Source organism: Pseudomonas entomophila (assembly GCF_013523165.1).
In the GTDB taxonomy this organism is placed as follows: Bacteria; Pseudomonadota; Gammaproteobacteria; order Pseudomonadales; family Pseudomonadaceae; genus Aquipseudomonas; species Aquipseudomonas entomophila_A.
Genome location: NZ_JAAMQI010000006.1, coordinates 123,580 through 150,578 on the forward strand (window position 1 = coordinate 123,580; position 26,999 = coordinate 150,578).

The following is a 26,999-nucleotide window of genomic DNA, read 5'->3' on the forward strand; positions in this document are numbered from 1 at the left end:
GGTAGCAAGCGAAGCGACCTGACGGCGGCGGCCTGGAAACGCACAGGGCATGGCCCGAAGGGCCTGCCGACGCCTGCGAGCCCCGCGCAAGGCAGGGCTCCGGCGTGACGCACCGTCGCCGCCACCCAAAGGGCTGGGCAGCGGCGAAGGCGGGTTACAGCAGCAGCGTGCGGATGTCCGCCAGCAGGTCACCCAGGCGCTTGGTGAAGCGTGCGGCCGCGGCGCCGTTGATCACACGGTGATCGTAGGACAGCGACAGCGGCAGCATCAGCTTGGGCTGGAAGGCCTTGCCATCCCAGACCGGCTGCATGGTGGCCTTGGAGACACCCAGGATCGCCACTTCCGGCGCGTTGACGATCGGCGTGAAGCCGGTGCCGCCAATGTGCCCGAGGCTGGAGATCGTGAAGCAGGCGCCCTGCATGTCGTCGGCGGCCAGCTTCTTGGTGCGGGCCTTCTCGGCCAGTGCCGCCGCTTCGCCGGCCAGTTGCAGCAGGCTCTTCTGGTCGACGTTCTTGATCACCGGGACCAGCAGGCCGTCCGGCGTATCCACGGCGAAGCCGATGTTGACGTACTTCTTGCGGATGATCGCCTTGCCGCTTGGGGCCAGCGAACTGTTGAAGTCCGGCAGCTCCTTGAGCAGGTGCGCACACGCCTTGAGCAGCAACGGCAACACGGTGAGCTTGACGCCGGCCTTTTCGGCCACGGCTTTCTGCGCCACACGGAAGGCTTCGAGCTCGGTGATGTCGGCCGAATCGAACTGGGTCACGTGGGGCACGTTCAGCCAGCTGCGGTGCAGGTTGGCGGCGCCGACCTGCATCAGGCGGGTCAGGGCGACTTCCTCGACTTCGCCGAACCGGCTGAAATCGACGGCCGGGATCGGCGGGATGCCCGCACCACCGGTGGCACCTGCAGCGGCCGGCGCTTCCTTGGCCTTCTGCATCATGGACTTGACGTACGCCTGCACGTCTTCCTTGAGGATGCGGCCATGCGGGCCGGAGGCGCTGACAGCGCCCAGCTCGACACCGAACTCACGGGCCAGCTGGCGTACTGCCGGGCCGGCATGGACTTTGGCGTTGTTGCCAGCTGCAGGCGCGGGGGCCTCGGCGGCGGCAGGCTTCTGGGCTGCCGGCGCAGGTGCGGCGGCTTTTTCAGGGGCTGCGGCAGGCGCGGCCGCCTCGGCCTTGGCAGGTGCCGGGGCCGGAGCTGCCGATGCTGGCGCGGCGCCAGCGATCTTGAGCTTGAGGATCAGATCGCCCGTGCCGACTTCGTCGTCGAGCTTGGCGATCACTTCCTCGACCACCCCGGCGGCCGGGGACGGGATCTCCATGGAGGCCTTGTCGGACTCCAGGGTGATCAGCGACTGGTCGGCTTCGACGGTGTCGCCGACCTTGACCAGCATCTCGATGATCTTGGCCTTGCCCGACGAGCCGATGTCCGGCACGTGGATGTCCTGCACACTGGCACCAGCTGCAGGCGCCGGCTCGGCGGCCGCAGGCTGTGCCGGGGCGGCTGGTTTTTCCTCGGCAGCTGGCGCGGCGGCCGGCTTGTCCTCGGCGGCCGGCGCCTCGGACGCCGCGTCGGCGCCCTCGGCTTCCAGTTCCAGCAGTTCGTCGCCTTCCTTGAGGGTGTCGCCCAGCTTCACCTTCAGGGACTTGATCACACCGGCCTTGGGGGCCGGAATTTCCATGGAAGCCTTGTCGGATTCCAGGGTCAGCAGGCTCTGGTCAGCCTCGATGCGATCGCCGACCTTGACGAACAGCTCGATGACTTCACCTTCACCGCTGCCGATGTCAGGTACGCGAATGAGTTCGCTCACAAAAAATCTCCTCAGCAGTCCAGTGGGTTGCGCTTGTCCGGGTCGATGCCGAACTTGGTGATGGCCTCGGCCACCACGCTCGGTTCGATCTCGCCGCGATCGGCCAAGGCTTCCAGGGCGGCCAGCACGACGAAGTGACGGTCGACTTCGAAGAAGTGACGCAGCTTCTTGCGGCTGTCGCTGCGACCGAAGCCGTCGGTGCCCAGCACCTTGAACTCCTGGCTCGGTACCCACTGGCGAATCTGTTCGGCGAACAGCTTCATGTAGTCGGTGGAGGCGATGACCGGGCCCTTGCGGCCGCCCAGGCACTGCTCGACGTAGGTCTTCTGCGGGGTCTGGCCCGGCTTGAGACGGTTGGCGCGTTCCACGGCCAGGCCGTCGCGACGCAGTTCGTTGAAGCTGGTGACGCTCCAGACGTCGGCACCGACGTTGTACTCCTCGCGCAGGATCTTGGCCGCTTCGCGGACTTCGCGCAGGATGGTGCCCGAACCCAGCAGCTGCACGTGGTGCGCCGCTTCGCGGGTGTCTTCCTCGAGCAGGTACATGCCCTTGACGATGCCTTCCTCGGCGCCTGCCGGGATGGCGGGCTGCTGGTAGGACTCGTTCATCACGGTGATGTAGTAGAAGACGTCCTGTTGCTCTTCGGTCATCTTCTTCATGCCGTCCTGGATGATCACCGCCAGCTCGTAGCCGTAGGTCGGATCATAGGTGCGGCAGTTCGGGATGGTCGCGGCCAGCATGTGGCTGTGGCCGTCTTCGTGCTGCAGGCCTTCACCGTTGAGGGTGGTACGGCCGGCGGTGCCGCCGATCAGGAAGCCACGGGTGCGGCTGTCGCCAGCGGCCCAGGCCAGGTCACCGATACGCTGGAAGCCGAACATCGAGTAGAAGATGTAGAACGGCAGCATCGGCTGGTTGTGGCTGCTGTACGAGGTACCGGCGGCGATGAACGACGACATGGCGCCGGCTTCGTTGATGCCTTCCTCGAGGATCTGGCCCTTCTTGTCCTCGCGGTAGAACATGACCTGGTCCTTGTCGACCGGATCGTACAGCTGGCCGACGGAGGAGTAGATCCCCAGCTGGCGGAACATGCCTTCCATGCCGAAGGTGCGCGCTTCGTCAGGGATGATCGGCACGATGCGCTGACCGATTTCCTTGTCCTTGACCAGCTGCGCGAGGATCCGCACGAAGGCCATGGTGGTGGAGATTTCGCGGTCGCCCGAGCCGTCGAGGATGGCCTTGAGGGTGTCCAGCGGCGGCGTCGGGATGCTGAAGCTCTTGGCGCGGCGCTGGGGCACGAAGCCGCCCAGGGCCTCGCGACGCTTGGCCAGGTACTTGGCCTCGGCGCTGTCGGCTTCCGGACGGAAGAACGGCAGGTTCTCGAGGTCGGCATCCTTCACCGGGATGTCGAAGCGGTCGCGGAATTTGCGCAGGCTGTCGACGTCGACCTTCTTGGTGTTGTGTGCGGTGTTCTTGGCTTCGCCTGCACCGGTGCCGTAACCCTTGATGGTCTTGGCCAGGATGACGGTCGGCTGTTCCTTGTGGTTGACCGCCTGGTGGTAAGCCGCATAGACCTTGTACGGGTCGTGACCGCCACGGTTGAGCTTCCACACTTCCTCGTCGGACAGGTCTTCGACCATGGCCTTGAGTTCTGGCGTGTTGAAGAAGTGCTCACGGACGAACGCGCCGTCCTTGGCCTTGTAGTTCTGGTACTCGCCGTCGATGACTTCGTCCATGCGGCGCTGCAGGGCACCGTTGGTGTCCTTGGCCAGCAGCGGGTCCCAGAAGCGGCCCCAGACGACCTTGTTGACGTTCCAGCCACCACCGCGGAACACGCCTTCGAGTTCCTGGATGATCTTGCCGTTGCCACGCACCGGACCGTCCAGACGCTGCAGGTTGCAGTTGATCACGAAGATCAGGTTGTCCAGCTTCTCGCGGCCAGCCAGGGAGATGGCGCCCAGGGATTCCGGCTCGTCGCACTCGCCGTCGCCCATGAAGCACCAGACCTTCTGCTTGCCGGCCGGGATGAAGCCGCGCGCTTCCAGGTACTTCATGAAGCGTGCCTGGTAGATCGCCTGAATCGGGCCCAGGCCCATGGAGACGGTCGGGAACTGCCAGAAGTCCGGCATCAGCCACGGGTGCGGGTACGACGACAGGCCGTTGCCATCCACTTCCTGGCGGAAGTTGTTCATCTGGTCTTCGCTGATGCGGCCTTCGAGGAAGGCGCGGGCGTAGATGCCCGGCGAGGCGTGACCTTGATAGAAGATCAGGTCGCCGCCATGTTCTTCGGTCGGGGCCTGGAAGAAGTAGTTGAAGCCGATGTCGTACAGCGTCGCGCTGGAGGCGAAGCTCGAAATGTGACCACCCAGGTCCGAATCTTTCAGGTTGGTGCGCATGACCATGGCCAGGGCGTTCCAACGTACCATCGAGCGGATGCGGCGTTCCATGAACAGGTCGCCAGGCATGCGTGCTTCGTGGGTGACAGGGATGGTGTTGCGGTATGGCGTGGTGATGGCATACGGCAGCTGCGAACCACTACGGGTGGCCAGCTCGCCCATGCGGGTCATCAGGTAGTGAGCGCGGTCTTCGCCTTCTTTGTCGATGACCGACTCCAAGGCATCCAGCCATTCCTGGGTTTCGACGGGATCGAGGTCTTGCATGGCTTGCTCCAGGGCGGAAAGGCAACCAGAATCGATTGCCTGAGTTTGCGACTGGCCTTTTGGGCAGACGTCGTGAATTCTTGGGGCGCCGTGCAGTGCGCCGGCGTCGTGTAGTTTTACTACAAACGGCCATGTATTTCATGCTTTTGCGCCGAAGGGGGGACAGCGGCGCGACGCACGCGTGGCTTCTGGCCACTTCACGCGTTGTGAACTAAAACGATACCGCTAGGAAAAAATGGCCGGATAACGATAAATGCTTCGTTTAAATTGCCGTAAAGGCTTTGATGAAGCTATTTGATGCTTTTGTACGACAGTCCGATCATCGGTCGGACGGCGGCATCTGCCGCTACGCGTTTTCACACGCCGATCAAGGATAGCCCATGCGCCTGCCTTTGCCGTCTCAACTCCCTGCCATTCTCCAGTCACGGGTCGTGCACAACCGACAGGCCCTGGAAGAGGCATTGGCTGCCCATCCTGAGGCATCCGCCCACGCCCTTGACGATCAACGGCGTCGCCAGTTCGATCAGGTCGCCGCCGCCAGCGAGTTCGTGCTCGATCAGAGCGTGCGCGAACCCGGCATGTTCTGCGAGCTGCTCGCCAGCGGGGAACTGGAGCGCGCCCTGGCGCCCGGCGAGCTGCGCGAACGCATCGCCGCGGCCGTGGCGGCCGCCGACAGCGAAGACGCCCTGGCGCGCCACCTGCGCCGCGAGCGCAACCGCCAGCAGGTGCGCATCATCTGGCGCGACATCACCCGTCAGGCCGATCTGGCGCAGACCTGCCGTGACCTGTCCGACCTGGCTGACGCCTCGATCGACCAGGCGTATCGCTGGCTGTACCCACGCCACTGCCAGCAGTTCGGCACGCCGATCGGACGTGGCGGCGAGCCTCAGCACATGGTGGTGCTGGGCATGGGCAAGCTCGGTGCGGTCGAGCTGAACCTGTCTTCCGACATCGACCTGATCTTCGCCTTCCCCGAAGGCGGGGAGACCGAAGGCGTCAAGCGCCCGCTGGACAATCAGGAATTCTTCACCCGCCTGGGGCAGCGGCTGATCAAGGCGCTCGACCCGGTCACCGTCGATGGCTTCGTGTTCCGCGTCGACATGCGCCTGCGGCCCTACGGCTCGGCGGGTGCCCTGGTGCTGAGCTTCAATGCTCTGGAGCACTACTATCAGGACCAGGGCCGCGACTGGGAACGCTACGCCATGATCAAGGCGCGCGTGGTGGCGGGCGATCAGGACAGCGGCGCGCAGTTGCAGGCGATGCTGCGGCCGTTCGTCTACCGCCGCTACCTGGACTTCTCGGCCATCGAGGCGCTGCGCACCATGAAGCAGCTCATTCAGCAGGAGGTGCGGCGCAAGGGCATGGCCGACAACATCAAGCTGGGGTCCGGGGGCATTCGCGAGGTGGAGTTCATCGCCCAGGCCTTCCAGCTGATCCACGGCGGCCGCGACCTGAGCCTGCAGCAGCGGCCGCTGCTCAAGGTGCTGTCCACGCTCGAAGGTCAGGGCTATCTGCCGCCGTCGGTCGTGGCCGAGTTGCGTGACGGGTACCAGTTCCTGCGGTACACCGAGCACGCCATCCAGGCCATCGCCGATCGCCAGACCCAGATGCTGCCGGAAGACGAGATCGACCGCGCCCGCGTCGCCTACATGCTCGGCTTCGACGGGTGGGAGGCGTTTCACGCGCAGCTCATGCAATGGCGCGAGCGCATCGACTGGCACTTCCGGCAGGTGATCGCCGACCCTGACGAGGACGAAGCCGAGGGCGAACTGGTGGTCGGGGGCGAGTGGTCGCCGCTGTGGGAGCAGGTCCAGGACGAGGAGGCGGCCAGCCGTCAGTTGCACGAGGCGGGCTTCGGCCGGCCCGACGAAGCGCTGCGGCGCCTGGCCGGGCTGCGCGCCAGCCCGTCGCTGCGGTCGATGCAGCGCATCGGTCGCGAGCGCCTCGATGCCTTCATTCCGCGCCTGCTGGCGCAGGCCGTGGAGCATGCCGACCCTGACCTGGTGCTCGAGCGGGTGTTGCCGTTGGTCGAGGCCGTGGCCCGGCGTTCGGCCTACCTGGTGCTGCTGACGGAAAACCCCGGCGCCCTGCGCCGCCTGCTGACCCTCTGCGCGGCCAGCCCGTGGATCGCCGAGCAGATCGCCCGTTACCCGTTGCTGCTCGACGAGTTGCTCAACGAAGGGCGCCTGTTCAGCCCGCCGCTGGCGCCGGAGCTGGCCTCGGAGTTGCGCGAGCGGTTGACGCGCATCCCCGAGGACGACCTGGAGCAGCAGATGGAGGCCCTGCGGCATTTCAAGCTGGCCCACAACCTGCGCGTGGCCGCCTCGGAAATCACGGGCCACCTGCCACTGATGAAAGTCAGCGACTACTTGACCTGGCTGGCCGAAGCGATCCTCGACCAGGTGCTGGCCCTGGCCTGGCGCCAGACCGTGGCCCGGCATGGCCAGCCCAAGCGCAGTGATGGCAGCCTCTGCGATCCGGGCTTCATCATCGTGGGGTACGGCAAGGTCGGTGGGATCGAGCTGGGGCATGGTTCGGACCTGGACCTGGTGTTCATCCACGATGGGGATCCGCAGGCCGAAACCGACGGCGCCAAACCGATCGATGGCGCGCAGTTCTTCACCCGGCTCGGGCAGCGCATCATCCACCTGCTGACGACCCACACCGCCTCGGGCCAGCTCTACGACGTCGACATGCGCCTGCGCCCGTCGGGCGCCGCCGGCCTGCTGGTCAGTTCGCTCGGCGCGTTCGAGCGCTACCAGCAGAAGGAGGCCTGGACCTGGGAGCACCAGGCACTGGTCCGGGCGCGTGTGCTGGTCGGCTGCGGCCAGGTCGGACAGGCGTTCGAGGCGGTCCGGGCGCAGGTGCTGGGCCAGCCGCGGGCACTGGAGACGCTGCGCACGCAGGTCAGCGAGATGCGCGCCAAGATGCGCGACAACCTCGGCAGTCGCGTCACCGCTGCCGGGACGGCGGCCAACGCGTTCGACGCGGGCCAACCCTTCGACATCAAGCAGGATGCCGGTGGCATCGTCGACATCGAGTTCATGGTGCAGTATGCGACGCTCGCCTGGTCCCACGCGCACCCGGCGCTGCTGCGCTGGACCGACAACGTGCGCCTGCTCGAAGAGCTCGAGCAGGCCGGGCTGCTGCCTGCCAGCGATGCCGGGCTGCTGCGCGAGGTCTACAAGGCCTATCGGTCGGCCTCCCACCGGCAGGCCCTGCAGAAGCATCCGGGGGTGATCGATGCGTCGCAGTTCGTCGACGAGCGCCGCCAGGTGCGGCGCATCTGGGCGGCGCTGGGGTTGTCGTGACCGAGAGCGGGTACACGGTGGTACACTGGTCGGCATTTAGCCTGAAGCGCATACGGCGCCTCGGGCGGCTGGCAGGGTAGGGCAAGCACGGGCATCCGGGCCGCGTGACGGCCCATCGCGGCACTGGGGCCGCTCCTACAGAGGCGCGGGTGCGCTTCGATCCAAGGGAGCGGCCCCAGCGTCTTTGAATACCCCGCCACCGCTCGTCGCCCTCAGCCCGATCGAGGCCCCAGGCCTCCCGGAGCGATACTGGAAGACGCATGAACATTCTGATCATTGGGCCCAGCTGGGTCGGCGACATGGTGATGGCGCAGACCTTGTTCCAGTGCCTGAAACTGCAGCACCCCGAGTGCACGATCGACGTGCTGGCCCCCGAGTGGAGCCGGCCGATCCTCGAGCGCATGCCCGAAGTCCGCCAGGCCTTGAGCTTTCCGCTCGGCCACGGCGCGCTCGAGCTTGGCACGCGGCGGCGCATCGGCAAGTCCCTGGCCGGCCAGTACGACCAGGCGATCCTGCTGCCCAACTCGTTGAAATCGGCGCTGGTGCCTTTCTTCGCCGGGATCCCCAGGCGTACCGGCTGGCGTGGCGAGCTGCGCTTCGGCCTGCTCAACGATGTACGCACGCTGGACAAGGCGCGCTACCCGCTGATGATCGAGCGTTTCATGGCGCTGGCCTATCCGCCCGGTACCGAGCTGACCCAGCCTTACCCGCGGCCAGCGCTGCGCATCGAGCCTGCCAGTCGCGACGCGGCCTTGGCCACGTTCGGCCTGGAGCTGGACCGGCCGGTTCTGGCGCTGTGCCCGGGGGCCGAGTTCGGCGAGTCCAAGCGCTGGCCGGCCGAGCATTACGCCGAGGTGGCCGAGGCCCTGATTCGTCTGGGCTGGCAGGTCTGGCTGTTCGGCTCGAAGAAGGACCACCCGGTGGGCGAGTCGATTCGCGAGCGGTTGATCCCAGGCTTCAGGGAAGAGTCGGTGAACCTCTCCGGCGAGACCTCGCTGGCCGAGGCCATCGACCTGCTGTCCTGCGCCACGGCGGTGGTGTCCAACGATTCGGGCCTGATGCACGTGGCCGCCGCGCTGGCGCGCCCGCTGGTGGCGGTGTATGGCTCGACCTCGCCGGGGTTCACCCCGCCGCTGGCTGAGCAGGTCGAGGTGGTGCGCCTGGGCATCGAGTGCAGCCCCTGCTTCGAGCGTACCTGCCGGTTCGGGCACTACAACTGCCTGCGTCTGCTCGAACCGCAGGCGGTCATCGCCGCCCTGCGACGGCTGCCTGGCGCGGCGCTGATCGATGTCCTGGCCGAGGTCGACTGAGTGCGTGTCCTGATCGTCAAGACCTCGTCGCTGGGCGACGTGATCCATACGCTGCCCGCGCTGACCGATGCGGCCCGCGCCATCCCCGGTATCCGCTTCGACTGGGTGGTGGAGGAGGGCTTCGCCGAGATTCCCAGCTGGCACCCGGCGGTCGACCAGGTCATCCCGGTCAACATCCGCAAGTGGCGCAAGCAGCTCTGGCAGACGTTCAAGAATGGCGAGTGGCGTCAGTTCAAGGCGCGCGTGCGCGAGCGCCCGTACGACCTGGTCATCGACGCCCAGGGCCTGCTCAAGTCGGCGTGGCTGACGCGCTACGTCAAGGCGCCGGTGGCCGGGCTGGACCGCTACTCGGCGCGCGAAGGGTGGTCGAGCCGCTTCTATGACCGGCGCCTGTCGGTCGCCCTCGGCCAGCACGCCGTGGAGCGTGTGCGTCAGTTGTTCGCTCTGGCGCTGGCCTATGATCTGCCCGACGGGCTGGGCGAGTACGGCCTGGACCTGACACGCCTGGACCTGCCGCCGACCGCGCCGTACGTGGTCTTTCTGCATGGCACCACCTGGGACACCAAGCATTGGCCGGAAGCTTACTGGCGCGCCCTGGCCGAGCGTATGGACCAGCACCGCCTGAAGGTCTGCCTGCCGTGGGGCAATCCGGTCGAGAAGGCCCGCGCCGAACGCATCGCCCAGGGCCTGGCGCACTGCCAGGTGCTGCCCAAGCTGAACCTGGCCGGCGTCGCCCGTATCCTGGCCGCGGCCAGGGCATGCGTGGCGGTGGACACCGGACTCGGGCACCTGGCCGCAGCGCTGGACGTGCCGACCGTGTCGCTGTTCGGCCCGACCGACCCTGGCCTGACCGGCGCCTACGGGCGCGCGCAGGTGCACCAGGGCAGCGACTGGCCGTGTGCGCCCTGCCTGCAGAAGACCTGCACCTACAAGCCGAGCGCCGAGGACCTGCGCCGGTTCGATATCCAACGCGAGTGGCCGCTGTGCTTCACTCGCCTGAATCCCGAGCACGTGGCGAGCCGCCTGAGCGCGCTGCTGCTGACCGAGGCTGTTCGTTGATGCAACTGGCTTTCGTACTCTACAAATACTTCCCCTTCGGCGGGTTGCAGCGTGATTTCATGCGCATCGCCCTGGAGTGCCAGGCACGGGGTCATCAGATCCGCGTGTACACCCTGATCTGGGAAGGCGACGTGCCGCCCGGCTTCGAGGTGAACGTGGCCCCGGTCAAGGCGCTGTTCAACCATCGGCGCAATGAAAAGCTCAGCGCGTGGATGGCCGCGGACCTGGCGCGTCGCCCGGTCGATCGTCTGATCGGCTTCAACAAGATGCCGGGCCTGGACGTCTACTACGCCGCCGACGGCTGTTTCGAAGACAAGGCGCAGACGCTGCGCGGCGGGCTGTACCGGCGCTGGGGCCGTTACCGACACTTCGCCGACTACGAGCGTGCGGTGTTCGGGCGCGAGGCGAACACCGAGATCCTGATGATCTCCGAGGTGCAGCAACCGCTGTTCGTCAAACACTACGGCACGCCGGCCGAGCGCTTCCATCTGTTGCCGCCGGGCATCTCGCCGGACCGTCGCCGCCCGGCCGACGCCGCGTCCATCCGCGCGCAGTTTCGCCGTGAATTCAAGCTGGCCGACGATGACCTGCTGCTGGTGCAGATCGGCTCGGGCTTCAAGACCAAGGGTGTGGACCGCAGCCTCAAGGCACTCGCCGCGTTGCCTCCGGCGTTGCGCAAGCGCACCCGGCTGATGGTGATCGGCCAGGACGACCCCAAGGTCTTCCAGTTGCAGAGCACCGCGCTGGGCCTGGGCGAACACGTGCAGTTCCTCAAGGGGCGCAGCGACATCCCGCGCTTCCTGCTGGGCGCCGACCTGCTGATCCACCCGGCCTACAACGAGAACACCGGCACGGTGCTGCTGGAAGCGCTGGTCGCCGGCCTGCCGGTGCTGGTCTCCAAGGTCTGTGGCTATGCCCATTACATCGCCGAAGCCGACAGTGGCCAGGTGCTGGACGAGCCGTTCGCGCAAGCGCAGCTCGACGCGTGCCTGCGCCGGATGCTCGAAGACGACGCCGCGCGTGCCCAGTGGTCGTGCAATGGCGTGGCCTTCGCCGACAGCGCCGACCTCTACAGCATGCCGCAGCGCGCCGCCGACGTGATCCTCGGGCAGGAGACTCCATGAAACTGATACTGGCCGAACCCTTCGCGCGCCTGTGGGCCGGACGCGACCCCTTCGAGGCGGTCGAGGGCCTGCAAGGCGTGGTCTACCGGGAGCTGGAGGCGCGCCGCACGCTGCGCACCGAGGTCGATGGCAAGGGCTACTTCGTCAAGATCCACCGGGGCATCGGCTGGGGCGAGATCGCCAAGAACCTGCTCAGCGCCAAGCTGCCGGTGCTCGGCGCCGGTCAGGAATGGCGCGCGCTCGAACGCCTGCACCAGGCCGGCGTGCCGACCATGACCGCCGTGGCGTATGGCGAGCGCGGCGACAACCCGGCGACCCAGCATTCGTTCATCGTCACCGAAGAGCTGGCGCCGACCGTCAGCCTCGAAGACTACAGCCTCGACTGGGTGCGCCAGCCGCCCGAGCCCCGGCTCAAGCGTGCGCTGATCGCCGAAGTCGCGCGCATGACCGGCACCATGCACCGGGCTGGGGTCAACCATCGTGACTGCTACATCTGCCATTTCCTGCTGCACACCGAGCGCCCGGTGACCGCCGACGACCTGAAGCTGTCGCTCATCGACCTGCACCGGGCCCAGACCCGCACCGCCACGCCACGGCGCTGGCGCGACAAGGACCTGGCCGGGCTGTACTTCTCGGCCCTGGACATCGGCCTGACCCGCCGTGACCTGCTGCGCTTTCTCAAGGGCTACTTCCGTGCGCCGCTGCGCACGATCCTGGCCGAAGAGGCCACCTTGCTCGCCGCCCTGCGCGGCAAGGCGGACAAGCTCTATGCCCGCAAGCAGCGCTACGGGGACGCCCTCTGATGGCTGGCTGGACACTGGCGCCGGACTACCAGCACCTGGCAGGCGACTTCGGCAGCCTCGACGCGGTGTTCGCCTTGCAAGGCGAGCGCCTGACCCGCGATCCACTGAGCGAAGTGGTCCGCGTCCAGCGCGAGGGGGTCAACTATTACGTCAAGCGCTACACCGGAGCGGGTAAAGGCCTGCGCCGCTACCTGGGCCGCCCGCGGATCAAGGCCGAGTGGCAGAACCTCAAGCAGTTCGCCAAGTGGCGCATCCCGACCGCCGAGGTGGTCGCCTGGGGGCTGGAGCGCCATGGCCTGGCCTTCGGCCGTGGAGCGATGATCACCCGCGAGCTGCCACGCACCGAAGACCTGTCGGTGCTGGCCGAGCGCAACGACCCACGCCTGGCCGACCGCGCCTGGGTGGCGCATGTCAGCGAACAGCTGGCACGGCACACCCGGGTCATGCACCAGCATCACTTCACGCACAACGACCTGAAGTGGCGCAACCTGCTGGTCGATGACCAGGCCACGGTGTATTTCATCGATTGCCCGACCGGCGATTTCTGGCGCGGCTTCATGCTGCGCCACCGGCTCATCAAGGACCTGGCGTGCCTGGACAAGGTCGCCAAATACCATCTTTCAGCCACGCAGCGACTGCGGTTCTACCTGCGCTACCGCGGGCATGCCCGCCTCAGTGCGGCAGACAAGCGCCGAGTGCGTCAGGTCGTGGCCTTCTTCGAGGGGCGGGAATGACCGACTACCTGGCCGATGCCGAACGTGCGCTGCTGCAGCGCCATGGCCTGGACGATTTCGACGCGCTCTGGTCGCTGCAGCTGGAGGCCGTCGACGAACCCAACACCGGGCGCGGCGGCTGGAGCAGCGTCTATCGCCTGGAGCTGGAGGGCAAGGGCTACTACCTCAAGCGCCAGAGCAATTACCTGACGCACACCCTGCACCGCCCGTTCGGCGAGCCGACCTTCGCCCGCGAGTTTCGCAACATCGCGCGCTACCAGGCGCTCGGCATCCCGGCCTTGCAGGCGGTGTTCTACGGCCAGCGCACGGTGAGTGGCGAGCGCCGCGCCCTGTTGATGACCCGCGCGCTGGACGAGTGGACCGACCTGGATCACCTGCTCGAGCAGTGGCCGCAGCTCGACGTCGCACAGCGCCAGGGGATCCTGCAGGCCTGCGGCCGACTGGCGCGCACGCTGCATGCGGCGGGCCAGGTGCATGGCTGCTTCTACCCCAAGCACCTCTTCCTGCGCGCGCGCAGCGATGGCTGGCAGGCCCAGTTGATCGACCTGGAAAAGACCCGGCCGCTGCTGTTCGGCCTGCGCGACCGGCTCAGGGACCTGGAGCCGTTGCTGCGTCGGGCGCCGATCTGGACCGAATCGGACCGGCAAACCCTGTTGTCGAGCTACCTCGAGCAGGCACCTGACAGCGCGTTGGTCGAGACGTGGCAAACACGGCTGATGCAGCGGCGACGCCACAAGGAGACGCGTTGATGCGGTTGTCTGAACTGAAACAAGCGGGCCGGACCCCCACGGTGCCGCTGTCGATCCCCCTGGCCGATGCAGCAGGCAGCGCCGAGCTGCAACTGCTGAGCCTGCTGCGGGTGCTGCCTGGTCAGCGCTACGTCGGCGCCGGCATCTGGCGTGGCCGCACGGTCTTGGCCAAGCTGCTGGTCGGCCCGAGCGCGGCGCGGCATTTCCAGCGTGAACTGGACGGGGTACGGCTGCTCGCCGCCCAAGGGCTGGACACGCCACGGTTGCTGGCCGATGGGCTGACCGAAGGCGAGGGTGGCTGGCTGCTGTTCGATTACCTGGAACAGGCCCACAGCCTGGGCGATGCCTGGGCCGAGGTCGAAGCACGGCCCGCTCTGGACGATGCGCAGCAGGACGTGCTGGGACAAGCCTTGGGCGCCGTGGCCAAGCTGCATGCCAAAGGGCTCTGGCAGGAGGACCTGCACCTGGACAACCTGCTGCGCCAGGGCGATACGCTGTACCTCATCGACGGTGCCGGCATCAAGGCCGAGACCCCAGGGCAACCCCTGTCGCGTCAACGCGTGCTGGAAAACCTCGGGGTGTTCTTCGCCCAGTTGCCCCAACGCCTGGAGCCGTACACCGAGGAACTGCTGGTGCATTACCTGCTGGCCAATGCCGAGCATGCGCTGCCGCTGGAAGCCTTGCAGAAGCAGGTGGACAAGGTGCGTGCCTGGCGTTTGAAGGACTACCTGGACAAGGCCGGACGCGACTGCACGCTGTTCAGCGTCGAGCGCAGCCTGTCCGGTCTGCAGGCCGTGCAACGTGATCGTGCGCCTGTGTTGCTGCCGGTGCTGGCGCAGGCCGACGCGCTCATCGAGCGCGGGCACCTGTACAAGACCGGCGGCGCTGCCAGCGTGGCACGGGTCGAGAGCGGCGGGGTCACCCTGGTGCTCAAGCGTTACAACATCAAGGACGTGGCGCACTGGCTCAAGCGCTTCTGGCGCCCGAGCCGCGCCTGGCATTCCTGGATCGAAGGGCAGCGCCTGACCTTCCTCGAGATCCCCACGCCCCGTCCGCTGGCCGTGCTCGAGCACCGCGTGCTGGGCCTGCGGCAACGCGCCTACCTGGTGACCGAGTATGCCGACGGCCCCGACCTGATCGCCTGCTTTGCCCCCTACGTCGACAGTGGCGAGGCGCCCGAGGCGCACGTGCAGGCGCTGGTCGAGCTGATGCAGCGGCTGATCCAGGCACGGATCAGCCATGGCGACCTGAAAGGCCACAACCTGTTCTGGCAGGACGGACGCTGGTCGTTGATCGACCTGGACGCCATGTGCCAGCACACGACGCAGCGCAGCTTCGCCGCCGCCCAGGCCCGCGACCGCGCCCGGCTGCTGCGCAACTGGCCGGCCGACAGCGCACTGTACCAGCGTCTGGATCAGGTGCTGCCGCGCGCAGGCTCGTAGTCTGCGGGCAGGTCCAGCCAATCGCTGCTGCGCCCTGTCTGGTGCGCGCGAAGGTGCCAGGTCGCGTCCTGCCAGCGCAACACGGCCCAGGCTTGCATGGTGTTCTTGAGCGCGGCCGGGATCAGCAGGTGGTAGTGATCGGGCAGCAGGTGCCGACGCACAGAGAGCGCGCACGGACCTGCCTGCAGGTACAGCCCGCGCTCGGCCTGGTAGAGCCCGACGACACCCGGCACCGCTTTGGCGTCGGACGGTCTGTCGACGGCGCAGGTCTCGAACAGGGTGGGCAAGTCCGGCAGACCGTCATGCCAGAGAATCGGGGAGTCGATCACCCAATCGCCATCTGTCAGGCGCTTGATCGGCAGCTTGGTATAGGCCTCTGGCAATTGCGGATCGACTGCACGCCAGCGGCGTCCATCGAAGATCACTTGGTAGAACCGCCCGGCGGCGTCCTGGATGTAATGTTGCGTCGCTCCTGGATAGGACGAGGATTTCTCGTAGACCCCCTCGCCGTAGATACCGTCCAGTCGATAACGCAGTCGCTCCACATTGGGCGTGACCTGGTAGTGGTTGGGCAGGGTGGCCGTGGGATTGGCGGGTATCCGGCGAACCGCTCGACGCGTGAGCGATGAACCGGCGATGCTACCGGCGCCGTCGGCCAAGTGCGAAAGCGATTCGAACAGTTGAATGGTCGCGCCATGGTGATCGCCTTCGTCGAGTGACTCCAGACCGTCTAGCGCCGCGATCGCTGCGCGAGCGAACGCCAGAGGGACCAGGATGCGATGCGGCAGTACCAGGCTGACCAGGTCGAGCAGCAGCCAGACGGTGTGCAGGATCGTTTCGCCAAGCAGTTCCTGACGGGTCGTGCTGCCGGCATCGACTTTTTCCAGCAAGGCATGGACGTCCGCCTGATAACAGGCGTCGAACAGGTGGCCTTGGACGATCGGACGCTCGAGGTTCGATCCCAGGCGGCCTTTGAGCAGCAGTGTCTCGACCTCCCGCGCGGGAAGTAAAGGCAGACGTTCTTTGATGTAGTCGCGCAGTGCGGCGCTGCTGCGAAGCTCGCGCAGCAATTGGCGGGCGTTGCGATAGTGCCGCCAGGGTCGCCGATCGGGCGCGTCGGGGGCATATAGCAAGAAATAGGTCAGCTGGGGCCGCTCGGCGGTGATCAGCAGCACGCCCTGCACCGTGTGTTGCTTGATCAGCAATTGATGCACATTGACGCTACCGTCCTCGAGGCGGGGCCGCTGGCGGCTGTCGGGGTAGTCCAGCACACAGCTGGCCCAGGCGTAGCCTTGACCCGGCCATGTCGTCAGGTAGTGGCCTGCATAGAGCGCCTTGACCGCCTCGGCGCGCATGCGGGCCTGGTTGAGGCGTCCATGTGCGCGTCGTCGCCACTGACCCGCATCGGACTCGATCAGGTGTTTACGCAAAAAGGTGGCATAGCCTGCGCCAGCATTGAGCTCATGGACCACTCGCCTGATCAGTGACGCATCCAGGCCATCCGGCGCAGCGCTGCCGTCGACCCGGTGCACGCGAGCGGTCAGCCAGTAGTCGACGTCGAACCAGCCGATGTTGAGCAGGGCCAGCTCTTCGAGTGTGTAGGTGACCGTCACCAGTTCGACGGCGTCGCCCACCTGCGGTCGGCTGGCGACCGGGATATAGCTGCTGGGCAGTAGCGGGTTGAACAGCGGACCGGTTTGCCGTGCCAGGGTGGTGGTCAAGCGCAGCTCATCCAGCGACACGTCCAGACCGGTGGCATGATGGAGACGTTCGTGCAGACGCTCACGTGTCCAGCCCAGCAGGGTATGGCGTGAAGCGAACTGCTCCAGGGTGAGCAGGCCCGGTGCACCCGCTTGCTCGATCGCGACCGCCAGCCCCTGCAAGGTTTGCATGATGTGCGTCAGCGCCTGCTGAGGAGCCTGGCGCAACCACGCCGGCAGGAATTTCTCGAGCAACAAGGCATAGCGGGTCGCCAGCGCTCCACGGCTGTCGATGTCGTCTGCCACACGCAGCGCGCTCATGAGATGGGTATCGAACGCAGGGACGTCGCGTTGCAGGCCGCTGCGCCAGGCTTCTTGCCAGGCCAGCATGAACCGGCGGCGCTGAGCGTCACGCAAGGCCTCCACTTGGGCTTCGACCATGTCCTCGGTATACCAGTCGTAACGCAAGCGCGAGGCTTGGCGCATGCGCTGCTGCGCAGGGCTCGCCATCAGCGCCAGCAAGGGCGCACTCTGGAGGGGGTCCTCGAGTCGCTCGCACAGCTCCTGGTGCAGCTCGGTCAGGCTCGAGAAGGCCTCTATGCCATGCGACAGGCTGCATAGCAGGGCCACGCCCGTGGCCTCGTGGGGTTCCAGCCACTGCCCTTCAGGGCCGCTCTGCACCAGCACCAAGGTGCCAGGCAGGTGCTGGCGCCAGTTGGGGTGGGTGCCTTCGAGCAGCGGTTTGTAGACCTGGGGGCGCTCTGCGGCAGGCAGGTGCTGACGTTGCCAGGCCTGAGGAAACTCCACGCAAAGGCGCAGCAGGCGCTCATGAACGGCCTCGAGTGTTTCATCGGCCCGGCGCAGGCGCAGTTCGGTGTCCAGTTGCTCACGGCGCAACGAGGCCAACCGCGTCTGGCGCGTCAGGCCACGGGCATCACGCTCGGTCCAGAAATCGGCGCATCGGGTGTACCAGGCTTGCCGTACCTGTTGGCAGAACGCCTCGACACGTTCGGCGAAGTCCGTCGGCAGCGGGAGGGTAGCGTCGCCGACGTGACCGACCGGTGGAGCCGTGAACCGTGTGCCGTGCAGCAAGCGCCGGCCCACCTGATCGAGCAGGGTGTAGCCTTCCAGGCGCAGATGATGCGCACGCAGATCGGGGCTCTCCAGCCATTGCGCGAGGTGCTGGTTCAGGCTTTGCTCGATACCGGCGGGCAACGACAGCAACTGCTTCAGTTGCCGGTCCAACGCTTCGAGTTGTTGCAAGGGGGTCATGGCCAGGCTCCTTCGAAAAGAGCGCCGATGCTGACCGAACCTAGAAACCGTCAGACGACAGACATGTACCGCCGCTGCACGGCAGCTACAACGAGCGGCGGGTGGCCTGGCGATGACGCCAGCGCGACAGGCGCTGTTGGAGCTGTGCAGGACTGTCGAGCTGTTGTCGGCGCGCCTGGCTGAACAGGATCAGCGCCAGTTCGGCGGTCACCTGTGCGTCGGCGCTGGCCTGGTGCCGTTCCTGGACCTGCAGGCCGAACCGTGCGACCCAGTCGTCCAGGCCGGCTTCGCGCAGGACCGTGTCGGGGTTGAGCATGGGCGCCAGTTCGGCCACGTCCAGGAACGGGTGGGCGAGGCGGTAGCCCAAGGCGTCTTTCAAGGCGCGCGCCAGCATGCGCTGGTCGAACGGTGCGTGGAAGGCCAGCACGGGGCTGTCGCCGATGAACGCGAGCAGGTCGAGCAGCGCCTCGCAGGGCTCGCTGCCTGCGGCCAGGGCGGTGGGGCCCAGCCCATGGAGGAGCACGCTGGAGGTGGTCTTCTGGCCTGGCCGGCACAAGGTGCGCTCGAACTGCTGACCCAGGTCGATGGCACCGTCCTCGATGACCACCGCACCGATGGACAGCACCTGATCGCGCTGCGTGTTCAGGCCGCTGGTTTCCAGGTCGAGCACCACCCAGCGCTGCTCGCGCAGGCTGTGCGTGCCCAGTGGTCGGGCGCTCGGCAAGGTGGCCAGCCGTCGCTGCACGGGTTCTGCCAGGGCCAATGGACGAGGGCGCAGCCAGCCCAGCAGGTCGAAGCTCACAGTTGATACCGCAAGGCCAGGCTGGCCTGGAGGCGTTGGGCCTGGCGCAACGATTCGCGCAGGATGCGCCGATCGAGGTGGTTCAGGCTGTCCGGGTCGAGGCGATTGGAATACGGTCGATGCTCGCGGCTCTGCCGTTGGTGCTGCTGCATGCGCGTCTGCTGGATGAAATGATACGCCTCTTCGAACGCCGCGCCATCGAGCGGCTCGATCACGCCCTTGGCGACCAGCTGACGCAGACGCTCCAGGGTGTTGCTGGCCGCAATGCCGTGGGCCAGCGCCAGCAGGCGGGCACCGTCCACGAACGGCGTCAGGCCTTGGACCTTGAGGTCGAGCGTGGCCGTCCGTTCGCCTTCCTGGCGGGTCAGCACGAAATCCCGGAAACGGCCGACCGGCGGCCGCTGGCGCAAGGCGTTCTCGGCCAGCAGGCGTTGGAACAGACGGTTGTCGGCCACTTGCTCGAGGATGCCCTGGCGCAGCGCCGCGCAGGCCGTTGCCTCGCCCCAGACCACCCGCAGGTCGAAATAGATGCTCGAGCCCAACAGGTTTTCAGGGCTGGCCTCACGGACGAAGCCGGCGAAGCGCCGCGCCCACTCGGTACGCGACAGGCACAGCGCCGGGTTGCCTGCCATGACGTTGCCGGTGCACAGGCTGAACCCGCATTGGGCCAGGCAGTGATTGATGTGTTGCGCCAGCGGCAGCAGCCGTTCACGGATAGCATCGGCTTCGGTGGTATCGCGTGCCTCGAAGAGAATGCCGTTGTCCTGGTCGGTGTGCAGTGTCTGCTCGCGTCGACCTTCGCTGCCGAAGCACAGCCAACTGAAGGCGACGCCAGGGTCGCCGCGTTCGGCGATGGCCAGTTCGATGACTCGGCAGACGGTGTGGTCGTTGAGCAGGGTGATGATCTGGGTGATCTGGGTCGAGGAGGCCCCATGGGCCAGCATGCGCTCGACCAGCACGCCGATCTCCTTGCGCAGCGCCACCAGGTGCTCGAGCCGCGCGGCATGACGAATGGTCCTGGCCAGGTGGACCAGGTCCACGCGTTGCAAGGAGAACAGGTCGCGCTCCGACACCACGCCGCACAGGCGCCCCTCGTCGACCAGGCAGACATGGGCGATATGGCGCTCGGTCATCGCCATGGCGGCGTCGAAGGCACTGGCCCTGGGGTCGAGAAAGAACGGCGCGGCCGTCATGTGCTGGTGGATCGGCGCCTCCAGCTCGGCGCTGGCGTGGGCGACGGCCTGGCGCAGGTCGCGCAAGGTGAAGATGCCGATCGGAAACCGCTGCGGGTCGACGATCACGATGCTGCCGACTTGCTGCTCGTGCATCATCCTGACGGCCTCGCGCATTGGCGTGTCCGGAGCGCAACTCACCGGATGACGCATGGCCAGCTCTGCCAGCGGGGTGTTCAAGGAATATTGCGTGCCCAGCGTTTCCACGGCCTGGCGCCGCACCTGCTGGTTGACCTGGTCCAGCAGGCTGCTCACCCCGCGCAGGGCGAAGTCGCGGAAGGGTTCGGAGAGGGAGAACACACGGATGAACGCGGTCTTGTTCAACTGGAGGCAGAACGTGTCCTCGCCGGCGAGGTGCTCGGTGCGCGTCGCTCGCTCGCCCAGCAGGGCGGCCAGTGGGAAGCACTCGCCAGTGGTGATCTCGAACGTGGTCTCCGTGCCTGGGCGGGTCGCTTGTTGTCGCTCGCCGATCACGCGTCCCTGCTTGACGATGTGAAAGTGCTCCACGGGGCCGTCGCTGGGCTTGAGGATGCTTTCACCGGCGGCATAAAACCGCAACTGACACTGTTCGACCAGGTACGCCAGGTGCGCCTGCTCCATCTGGTTGAAGGGCGGAAAGCGCTGGAGGAACTGCATGGTGCCTTGAATGTTCTGCAACACGGCGGTCTTGCCAGCCTTGTCGAAGGCGTCCTGTCTGCTCATCGAACTACCGCATCGTCGTGCCGGCGCCAAATGCGCACGGTCTGGTTGTTGTGATGGCATGGTCGAACGAAGGCAGCGGCCTGCCCATTGGACGTAAGTCTAGGGCTGGCCGCCAGGCGGCAGGGGCGGCCCGTGGCGAAGCCGCCGACGAAAGGCAGCTTGCGCGCCACAGGTTTGCGGTCTGAACTGGATGAACGGGACTTTCGACGAGTGAACCATGGGCGAGCATGATGACATCTTGAGCGACGCCGAGCGTGAGCTGCTGGCGCACCTGAGCTCGCCGTCCGTTGCGCCGCAGCGCGTGCTGGTGGTGGATGACAACGAGGTGAACCGCCAGGCGCTGTGCATCTACCTGGGCACCAAAGGCATCGATTGCCTGGGCGCAGCCAGTGCTGCCCAGGCGTTGATGATGCTGGCGCGCGAGCCGGAAGTCGGCGTGATGATCACTGACCTGCGCATGGCCACGGCCAATGCCAAGGAACCGCAGGATGGCCTCGAGCTGATTCGGCTGATTCGCCAGTCGAAGTGGGCGGCGCTGTCGATCATCGTGGTGTCAGGTGACACCGACGTGGCCGAGGCGGTGGACGTCATGCACCTGGGCGTCGTGGACTTTTTGCTCAAGCCGGTGGATCTCGACAAACTGCTGTGTCTGGTCAGGCAGGAGCTGGGGGTGCGACAGGGCATGGCCTGACCAGAGCCGACAGGCGGTGCCTGGCCTGTCGAGCGAGTGCACCGTTCTGTCGCTGACAAGCCAGCTTCCACAAGAGCGCTGCGTTTGCCCGTAACGCCGGGAGGGCGCTACGGGTGGGAGTGGGCTTGCCCGCGACAGCGGTGGTCCTTGCACCGCATCACCGACACGCTGGCCTTTTTACACCTCACACGTCCCGACACACCTGCGCCTTGAACGCCCGCCGTTGCCGGTGCAGCACCGGCTCGGTGTAGCCGTTGGGCTGCCGGGCACCTTCGACGATCAACTCGCGCGCCGCCTGGAAGGCGATGCTGTCGGCGGTGTGCGGCGTCATCGGGCGGTAGCGGGGGTCATCGGCATTCTGTCGGTCCACCACGGCCGCCATGCGGGTCAGGCTTTCCATCACCTGCGCTTCATCGATCACTCCGTGGCGCAGCCAATTGGCCAGCAGCTGACTGGAAATACGCAGGGTGGCGCGGTCTTCCATCAAGCCGACGTCATGGATGTCCGGCACCTTGGAGCAACCGATGCCCTGGTCGATCCAGCGCACCACATAGCCCAGGATGCTCTGGGCGTTGTTGTCCACTTCGGTACGGATCTCCTCGTCCGACCCGGGTGCGCCATCGGCCAGGGGAAGCGTGAGAAGAGCGTCCACCGCTGCGGGTGCACGCGTGGCCAGCTCGGCCTGGCGGGCGCGCACATCGACCCTGTGGTAGTGCAGGGCGTGCAGCACGGCCGCCGTCGGCGACGGTACCCAGGCCGTACTGGCACCGGCCTGCGGATGTGCGACCTTCTGTTCGAGCATCGCTGCCATCAGGTCAGGCATGGCCCACATGCCTTTGCCGATCTGGCCGCGGCCCGGCAGGCCGACCGCGAGGCCCACGTCGACGTTGTTGTTCTCGTAGGCATCGATCCACGCCTGCTGCTTCATGGCGCCCTTGCGCACCATGACACCGGCTTCCATGGACGTATGGATTTCGTCGCCAGTGCGGTCGAGGAACCCGGTGTTGATGAACACCACGCGCTCGGCCGCCGCCTGGATGCAGGCCTTGAGGTTGATCGTGGTACGCCGCTCCTCGTCCATGATGCCGATCTTCAGCGTGTGGCGTGCCAGCCCCAGCGACGTTTCCACGCGGCCGAACAGGTCGACGGCGAAGGCGACCTCCTCGGGGCCATGCATCTTCGGCTTGACGATGTACATGCTACCGCTGCGGCTGTTGCGCCAGCGTCCTGCACCATTGAGGTCATGCAGCGCGGCCAGGCCAGTGACCAAGGCGTCGAGCATGCCTTCCGGCACTTCGTTGCCGTGGCCGTCGAGCACGGCAGGGGTGGTCATCAGGTGGCCGACGTTGCGCACGAACAGCAGCGAGCGGCCTGGCAGGATCAGTTGCCCACCCGCGGCGCTGGTGTACTCACGGTCGGGCTCGAGCGTGCGGGTGAAGGTCGTCCCGGCCTTGGTGACGCGTTCGCTGAGGTCGCCTTTCATCAACCCCAGCCAGTTGCGGTAGACGAGCGTCTTGTCCTCGGCATCCACGGCGGCGACGGAATCTTCACAGTCCATGATGGTGGTCAAGGCCGCTTCCATGAGCAGGTCCTTGATGCCCGCGCTGTCCGTGCGCCCGATGGGCGTCTCGGCGTCGATCTGAAGTTCGACGTGCAGGCCATGGTGGCGCAGCAGGACAGCGGTCGGCGCCTCGGGCTGGCCTCGGTAGCCGGCCAGCTGGGACGGATCGCGCAGGCCGCTCGTCCGTCCATCGGCCAGGGTGACTCGCAGGGCGCCGTGCTCGACCTGGTAGCGCGTCGTGCCCACGTGGGAGCCGTCGGCCAGGGGCATGGCCTGGTCGAGGAAGGCGCGGGCGAAGGCGATGACCCGCGCACCCCGTACCGGGTTGTAGCCTGCGCCCCGCTGTGCCCCGCCGTCCTCGGGAATGGCGTCGGTTCCGTACAGCGCATCGTACAGCGAACCCCAGCGTGCGTTGGCGGCATTGAGGGCGAAGCGCGCGTTGGTCACGGGCACGACCAGTTGCGGACCGGCCTGCCGGGCGATTTCCTCGTCGACGTTCTCGGTGGTGACCTGGAACTCGTCCACAGGAGGCAGCAGGTAGCCGATCGCCTGGAGGAACGCCTTGTAGGCGGCGGCATCGTGCGGCGTGCCCTGCCGTTGCTGGTGCCAGGCGTCGATCTGCGCCTGCAGCGCGTCGCGTCGCTCGAGCAGGACCCGGTTGCGCGGTGCCAGCGCCTCGATGAGGGCTGCGGCGTCCGACCAGAACCGGTCGGCCTCCAGACCCGTGCCTGGCAGGGCTTCGTCAACGATGAAATCGTGCAGGACCTTGGCGACCTGAAGGCCGCCGACGTGGATCCGTTCAGTCATGGTGTGCCTCACTCTGCTCAGCTGTCTTGTTCGTAGGGATTGAAGCGTCGTGTCGGTCAGACCGCTCGTGCAGGGTGCGTCGTGCAATCTTGTAGTCCGTCCAGGCGGATACTACATGAAGCGGGACAAACGTGAACATGGGGCGCGAATAGTGCGCAAGCCTGGCGCAATGACGGCGTGTGGAGGGCCCTGGAGACGGTTTGGGTTATCCAAGCTTTTCATGCGCCTGCCTGTGGATAACCTGGGGGCGTCCGTCTACAGGGCAGGCAGGGCAAAGGCTGCAGACATTTGTACAAAAAATGTACGAAAGCATGTCGCTTGTGCACACGGTGCGGGGATGAGGGTGTGGATAACCTCTGGGAGAAACGCTGCAGGCCACGCCAGCCGGGCGCTGCAGCGAGTTGATCATTTAATGATCAGCTGCGTGTACGCAAGTGGGCGATGATATCCACCGTGTAAACGGCCAGGCCGGCCCAGATGAACATGAACGCCAGCAAGGTGGATGAGGACAGGTGTTCGTCGAACAGCAGCACGGCTTGCAGCAACACCAGCGTGGGGGCCAGGTACTGGAGAAAGCCCAATGTGGTGTAGGGCAGGTGCCTGGCCGCTGCGTTGAAACATACCAGCGGCACCAGGGTGACCGGGCCTGCGGCAATCAACCAGAGCGCTTCGCTGCTGGTATAGAGCGCCGGTTGCGCCGTGCTGGCGGCGGGATTCAGCAGCAGCCAGCCAAGGGCCAACGGCACCAGCATCCAGGTCTCCACCACCAGGCCTGGCAGTGCGGCCACCGGGGCCTTCTTGCGAATCAGCCCATAGAACCCGAAGCTCAGTGCCAAGGCCAGCGAGACCCAGGGCAGGCTGCCGACCTGCCACACTTGCTGGGCCACCCCGAGCGTGGCCAGCAGCACGGCGACCCACTGCAGGCGTCGCAGCCGTTCGCCGAGCAGCAGCATGCCCAGCAGCACGTTCACCAGCGGGTTGATGTAGTAGCCCAGGCTGGCCTCGAGCATGCGCCCGTTGTTCACTGCCCATACGTAGGTCAGCCAGTTGCCGGCGATCAGCGTGCCGCTCAGGGCCAGGATCGCCAGACGACCCGGGTGGTCGCGCAAGGCCTGCCACCAGCCGGGATGTTTCCAGACCATCAGCAGCAGGGCGCCGATCAAGGCTGACCAGAGCACTCGGTGAACGATGATCTCGGCAGCGGGGACGCTCTGGATGGCCTTGAAGTAAAGCGGGAACAATCCCCAGATGATGTAGGCCGTAAGGCCCAGAAAATACCCGCGGCGCGGGTTTGCAGCGTGCATTGCAGATTCCTTGCGTGGAGGACGGGGCCGGGGCGCCCCGACGCAGATGACGACAGACGGCTCAGAACAGCTTCAAGGGTGCCTCGTCCAGGGCTGCACGCTGCTCGCGCAGGGCCAGGATCTGATCGCCCCAATAGCGCGGCTGGCCGAACCACGGGAAACTGCGCGGGAAGGCTGGATCGTCCCAGCGGCGTGCCAGCCAGGCGCTGTAGTGCAGCTGGCGCAGGGCTCGCAGCGGTTCGATCAACGCCAGCTCGCGCGGGTCGAAATCGTGGAATTCGTTATACCCATCGATCAGCTCGGCCAACTGCCCGAGACGTTCCTCACGGCTGCCTGCGAGCATCATCCACAGGTCCTGGACCGCAGGCCCGGTGCGGCAGTCATCGAGGTCGACGACGTTGAAGCGTTCGTCACGGTACATCAGGTTGCCTGGGTGGCAGTCGCCGTGCAGGCGGATCACCTGGTGCGGTGTGGCAGCGTAAAGGGCTTCGACCTGCTTGAGCAGGTCACGGGCCACTGACTCGAAGGCGGGCAGCAGCTCCTTGGGCACTACATCGTTGCGCAGCAGGGTATCCAGCGAGGCATGACCGAAGCTGGCGACGGTCAAGGCTTCACGGTGTTCGAACGGGCGCGTCGCCCCTACGCCATGGAGCCGCCCCAGCAGTTGGCCCAGCCGGTAGAGCTGGTCCAGGTTGCCGGGTTCTGGCGCATGGCCGCCCCGGCGCGGGAACAGGGCGAAACGAAAGTCGCGGTGTTCGAACAGGGTCTTGCCGTCCTGCTCGAGCGGCGCGACCAGCGGCACTTCGCAGGCGGCCAGCTCGGCGCTGAAGGCATGCTCTTCCAGAATGGCCGCATCGCTCCAGCGACCAGGCCGGTAGAACTTGGCGATGATCGGCGTGCTGTCCTCCAGCCCGACCTGGTAGACGCGGTTCTCGTAACTGTTCAACGCCAGCACGCGGGCGTCGCTGAGAAAGCCCACGCTCTCCACCGCGTCCAGGACGAGATCGGGGGTGAGGGTATCGAAAGGATGGGACATGCGGACTCCGAAGGGGCTACGTAAGGCCATGGTAGCGCATTGGAGGCCATCGACCGACGCGGGTATGAGATCGTTCGTCGTGGGTGCTGCCGCTTCAGGCTGGCACGCCAAGCAGCACCTGCGAGGCCTCGAAGCGGGCCCAGAGCACATCGCCGAGGCGTACCGCGTGAGCTTCGATCCAGGCGGCCTCGGCGAAGGCACACAGGGTCTGGCCGTTGTCCAGGTGCAGACTCAGTTCGCTGGGACCGTCCGGGTCGGGTACCAGGTCGTCGACGCGGGCGCGCAGGCGGTTGCAGGCGGCGTCGACCTCACCGGGTTCGCGACTCAAGGTGACCGCGCCGGCCTTGAGCAGCGCGATGACCGTGGCGCCTGTTTCCAGGGCCAGCCGCTGGGTGCTGCCTCGGGTGATCGACGCGACGATCACCAGCCCACCGGCCAGGGTCAAGCTGAGCAGGTCGTGCCGCCCGGCAGGCGTGATGGTGCCGACCTGACCGTGCCATTGGTTGCGCGCGCTGGTGTGCAGCGTCAGCCGCCCCAGCAGGTCCAGGTCGTCCACGTGCTCGGCGGCTTCCAGCACCTGCGCTTGCAAAGCCTGCAGGCGCAGGTACAGGCGCAGGACGCGTTCGCCCTCGCCGGACAGCCGCGCGCCCCCACCCCCGCGCCCCCCTGTGCTGCGCTCGACCAACGGGTGCGTGGCCAGGTTGTTGAGCTCGTCGATGGCATCCCAGGCAGCCTTGTAGCTCATGCCCGCCGCCTTGGCTGCACGCGTGATCGAGCCTTGCTCGGCGATGTGTTGCAGCAGTGCGACCCGATGAGGGCGGCGAGCGATGTGCTGGGTCAGCAGGGCGGGCAAGGACATGACGATCGTCGGCGGCGTTGAGTGGAGT

General features: G+C 66.5%; 18 protein-coding genes. 9 read left to right on the plus strand and 9 right to left on the minus strand.

From position 1 onward, the window contains the following. Positions 1 to 154: 154 nt before the first annotated feature. Together aceF and aceE are read right to left on the minus strand one after the other, a co-directional pair. Positions 155 to 1,816, minus strand: a complete 1,662-nt coding sequence (aceF, locus tag G7Z99_RS06715; protein ID WP_181092786.1) for a dihydrolipoyllysine-residue acetyltransferase — start codon at positions 1,814 to 1,816, stop codon at positions 155 to 157. A gap of 11 nt (positions 1,817 to 1,827) precedes the next feature. Beyond that, a complete protein-coding gene (gene aceE / locus G7Z99_RS06720; protein WP_060392210.1) occupies positions 1,828 to 4,473 on the minus strand; it encodes a pyruvate dehydrogenase (acetyl-transferring), homodimeric type in 2,646 nt (881 codons plus the stop codon). Between the two features lie 380 nt (positions 4,474 to 4,853). On the opposite strand from aceE, the gene glnE reads away from it, so the two are divergent. The 8 genes from glnE (at position 4,854) to G7Z99_RS06760 (ending at position 15,005) form a co-directional block, all read left to right on the plus strand. Beyond that, a complete protein-coding gene (gene glnE / locus G7Z99_RS06725) occupies positions 4,854 to 7,784 on the plus strand; it encodes a bifunctional [glutamate--ammonia ligase]-adenylyl-L-tyrosine phosphorylase/[glutamate--ammonia-ligase] adenylyltransferase (protein ID WP_181092787.1) in 2,931 nt (976 codons plus the stop codon). A 260-nt stretch (positions 7,785 to 8,044) separates the two neighbouring features. Beyond that, positions 8,045 to 9,094 carry a lipopolysaccharide heptosyltransferase II gene (gene waaF, locus G7Z99_RS06730; protein WP_181092788.1) on the plus strand — a complete coding sequence of 350 codons (1,050 nt, stop codon included), beginning with the start codon at positions 8,045 to 8,047 and terminating at the stop codon, positions 9,092 to 9,094. Beyond that, complete coding sequence (waaC, locus tag G7Z99_RS06735; RefSeq protein WP_181092789.1) at positions 9,095 to 10,153, plus strand: lipopolysaccharide heptosyltransferase I; 1,059 nt, start codon at positions 9,095 to 9,097, stop codon at positions 10,151 to 10,153. It begins immediately after the preceding gene. After that, on the plus strand, positions 10,153 to 11,277 hold the full coding sequence (locus G7Z99_RS06740) for a glycosyltransferase family 4 protein (RefSeq protein ID WP_181092790.1): 1,125 nt from the start codon (positions 10,153 to 10,155) through the stop codon (positions 11,275 to 11,277). The genes waaC and G7Z99_RS06740 overlap by 1 nt, the downstream gene beginning before the upstream one ends. After that, complete coding sequence (rfaP, locus tag G7Z99_RS06745; protein WP_181092791.1) at positions 11,274 to 12,080, plus strand: lipopolysaccharide core heptose(I) kinase RfaP; 807 nt, start codon at positions 11,274 to 11,276, stop codon at positions 12,078 to 12,080. The genes G7Z99_RS06740 and rfaP overlap by 4 nt, the downstream gene beginning before the upstream one ends. Continuing rightward, the gene (locus G7Z99_RS06750) at positions 12,080 to 12,814 is read left to right on the plus strand and encodes a lipopolysaccharide kinase InaA family protein (protein ID WP_181092792.1); all 735 of its coding nucleotides are present in this window, start codon (positions 12,080 to 12,082) and stop codon (positions 12,812 to 12,814) included. Before rfaP ends, G7Z99_RS06750 begins: the two co-directional genes overlap by 1 nt. After that, complete coding sequence (locus tag G7Z99_RS06755; protein ID WP_181092793.1) at positions 12,811 to 13,563, plus strand: lipopolysaccharide kinase InaA family protein; 753 nt, start codon at positions 12,811 to 12,813, stop codon at positions 13,561 to 13,563. The genes G7Z99_RS06750 and G7Z99_RS06755 overlap by 4 nt, the downstream gene beginning before the upstream one ends. Then, positions 13,563 to 15,005 (plus strand): lipopolysaccharide kinase InaA family protein, encoded by a 1,443-nt coding sequence (locus tag G7Z99_RS06760; RefSeq protein ID WP_181092794.1) that lies wholly within the window; start codon positions 13,563 to 13,565, stop codon positions 15,003 to 15,005. The genes G7Z99_RS06755 and G7Z99_RS06760 overlap by 1 nt, the downstream gene beginning before the upstream one ends. Here G7Z99_RS06760 and G7Z99_RS06765 read toward each other — a convergent pair. The 3 genes from G7Z99_RS06765 to G7Z99_RS06775 form a co-directional block, all read right to left on the minus strand. Beyond that, entirely contained in the window at positions 14,978 to 17,977 is a 3,000-nt protein-coding gene (locus G7Z99_RS06765) for a hypothetical protein (RefSeq protein WP_181092795.1), read from the minus strand. The genes G7Z99_RS06760 and G7Z99_RS06765 overlap by 28 nt on opposite strands. Before the next feature lie 85 nt (positions 17,978 to 18,062). Then, positions 18,063 to 18,779 carry a 3'-5' exonuclease gene (locus G7Z99_RS06770; protein ID WP_375139137.1) on the minus strand — a complete coding sequence of 239 codons (717 nt, stop codon included), beginning with the start codon at positions 18,777 to 18,779 and terminating at the stop codon, positions 18,063 to 18,065. Continuing rightward, positions 18,776 to 20,713 carry a putative nucleotidyltransferase substrate binding domain-containing protein gene (locus G7Z99_RS06775; protein WP_181092796.1) on the minus strand — a complete coding sequence of 646 codons (1,938 nt, stop codon included), beginning with the start codon at positions 20,711 to 20,713 and terminating at the stop codon, positions 18,776 to 18,778. Before G7Z99_RS06775 ends, G7Z99_RS06770 begins: the two co-directional genes overlap by 4 nt. Positions 20,714 to 20,930: 217 nt before the next feature. Between G7Z99_RS06775 and G7Z99_RS06780 the strand changes: the two genes are divergently transcribed. Continuing rightward, entirely contained in the window at positions 20,931 to 21,404 is a 474-nt protein-coding gene (locus G7Z99_RS06780; protein ID WP_181092797.1) for a response regulator, read from the plus strand. Between the two features lie 184 nt (positions 21,405 to 21,588). On the opposite strand, the gene G7Z99_RS06785 is transcribed toward G7Z99_RS06780, so the two are convergent. The 4 genes from G7Z99_RS06785 to G7Z99_RS06800 all read right to left on the minus strand — a co-directional run bounded on the left by G7Z99_RS06785 (position 21,589) and on the right by G7Z99_RS06800 (position 26,971). Next, complete coding sequence (locus G7Z99_RS06785; protein ID WP_181092798.1) at positions 21,589 to 23,772, minus strand: malate synthase G; 2,184 nt, start codon at positions 23,770 to 23,772, stop codon at positions 21,589 to 21,591. Positions 23,773 to 24,188: 416 nt separating this feature from the next. Continuing rightward, a complete protein-coding gene (rarD, locus tag G7Z99_RS06790) occupies positions 24,189 to 25,076 on the minus strand; it encodes an EamA family transporter RarD (RefSeq protein ID WP_181092799.1) in 888 nt (295 codons plus the stop codon). Positions 25,077 to 25,137: 61 nt separating this feature from the next. Continuing rightward, positions 25,138 to 26,112: a serine/threonine protein kinase gene (locus G7Z99_RS06795; protein WP_181092800.1), complete on the minus strand. Its 975-nt coding sequence runs from the start codon at positions 26,110 to 26,112 to the stop codon at positions 25,138 to 25,140. Positions 26,113 to 26,206: 94 nt separating this feature from the next. Next, entirely contained in the window at positions 26,207 to 26,971 is a 765-nt protein-coding gene (locus G7Z99_RS06800; protein ID WP_181092801.1) for a TOBE domain-containing protein, read from the minus strand. Between the last annotated feature and the right edge of the window lie 28 nt (positions 26,972 to 26,999).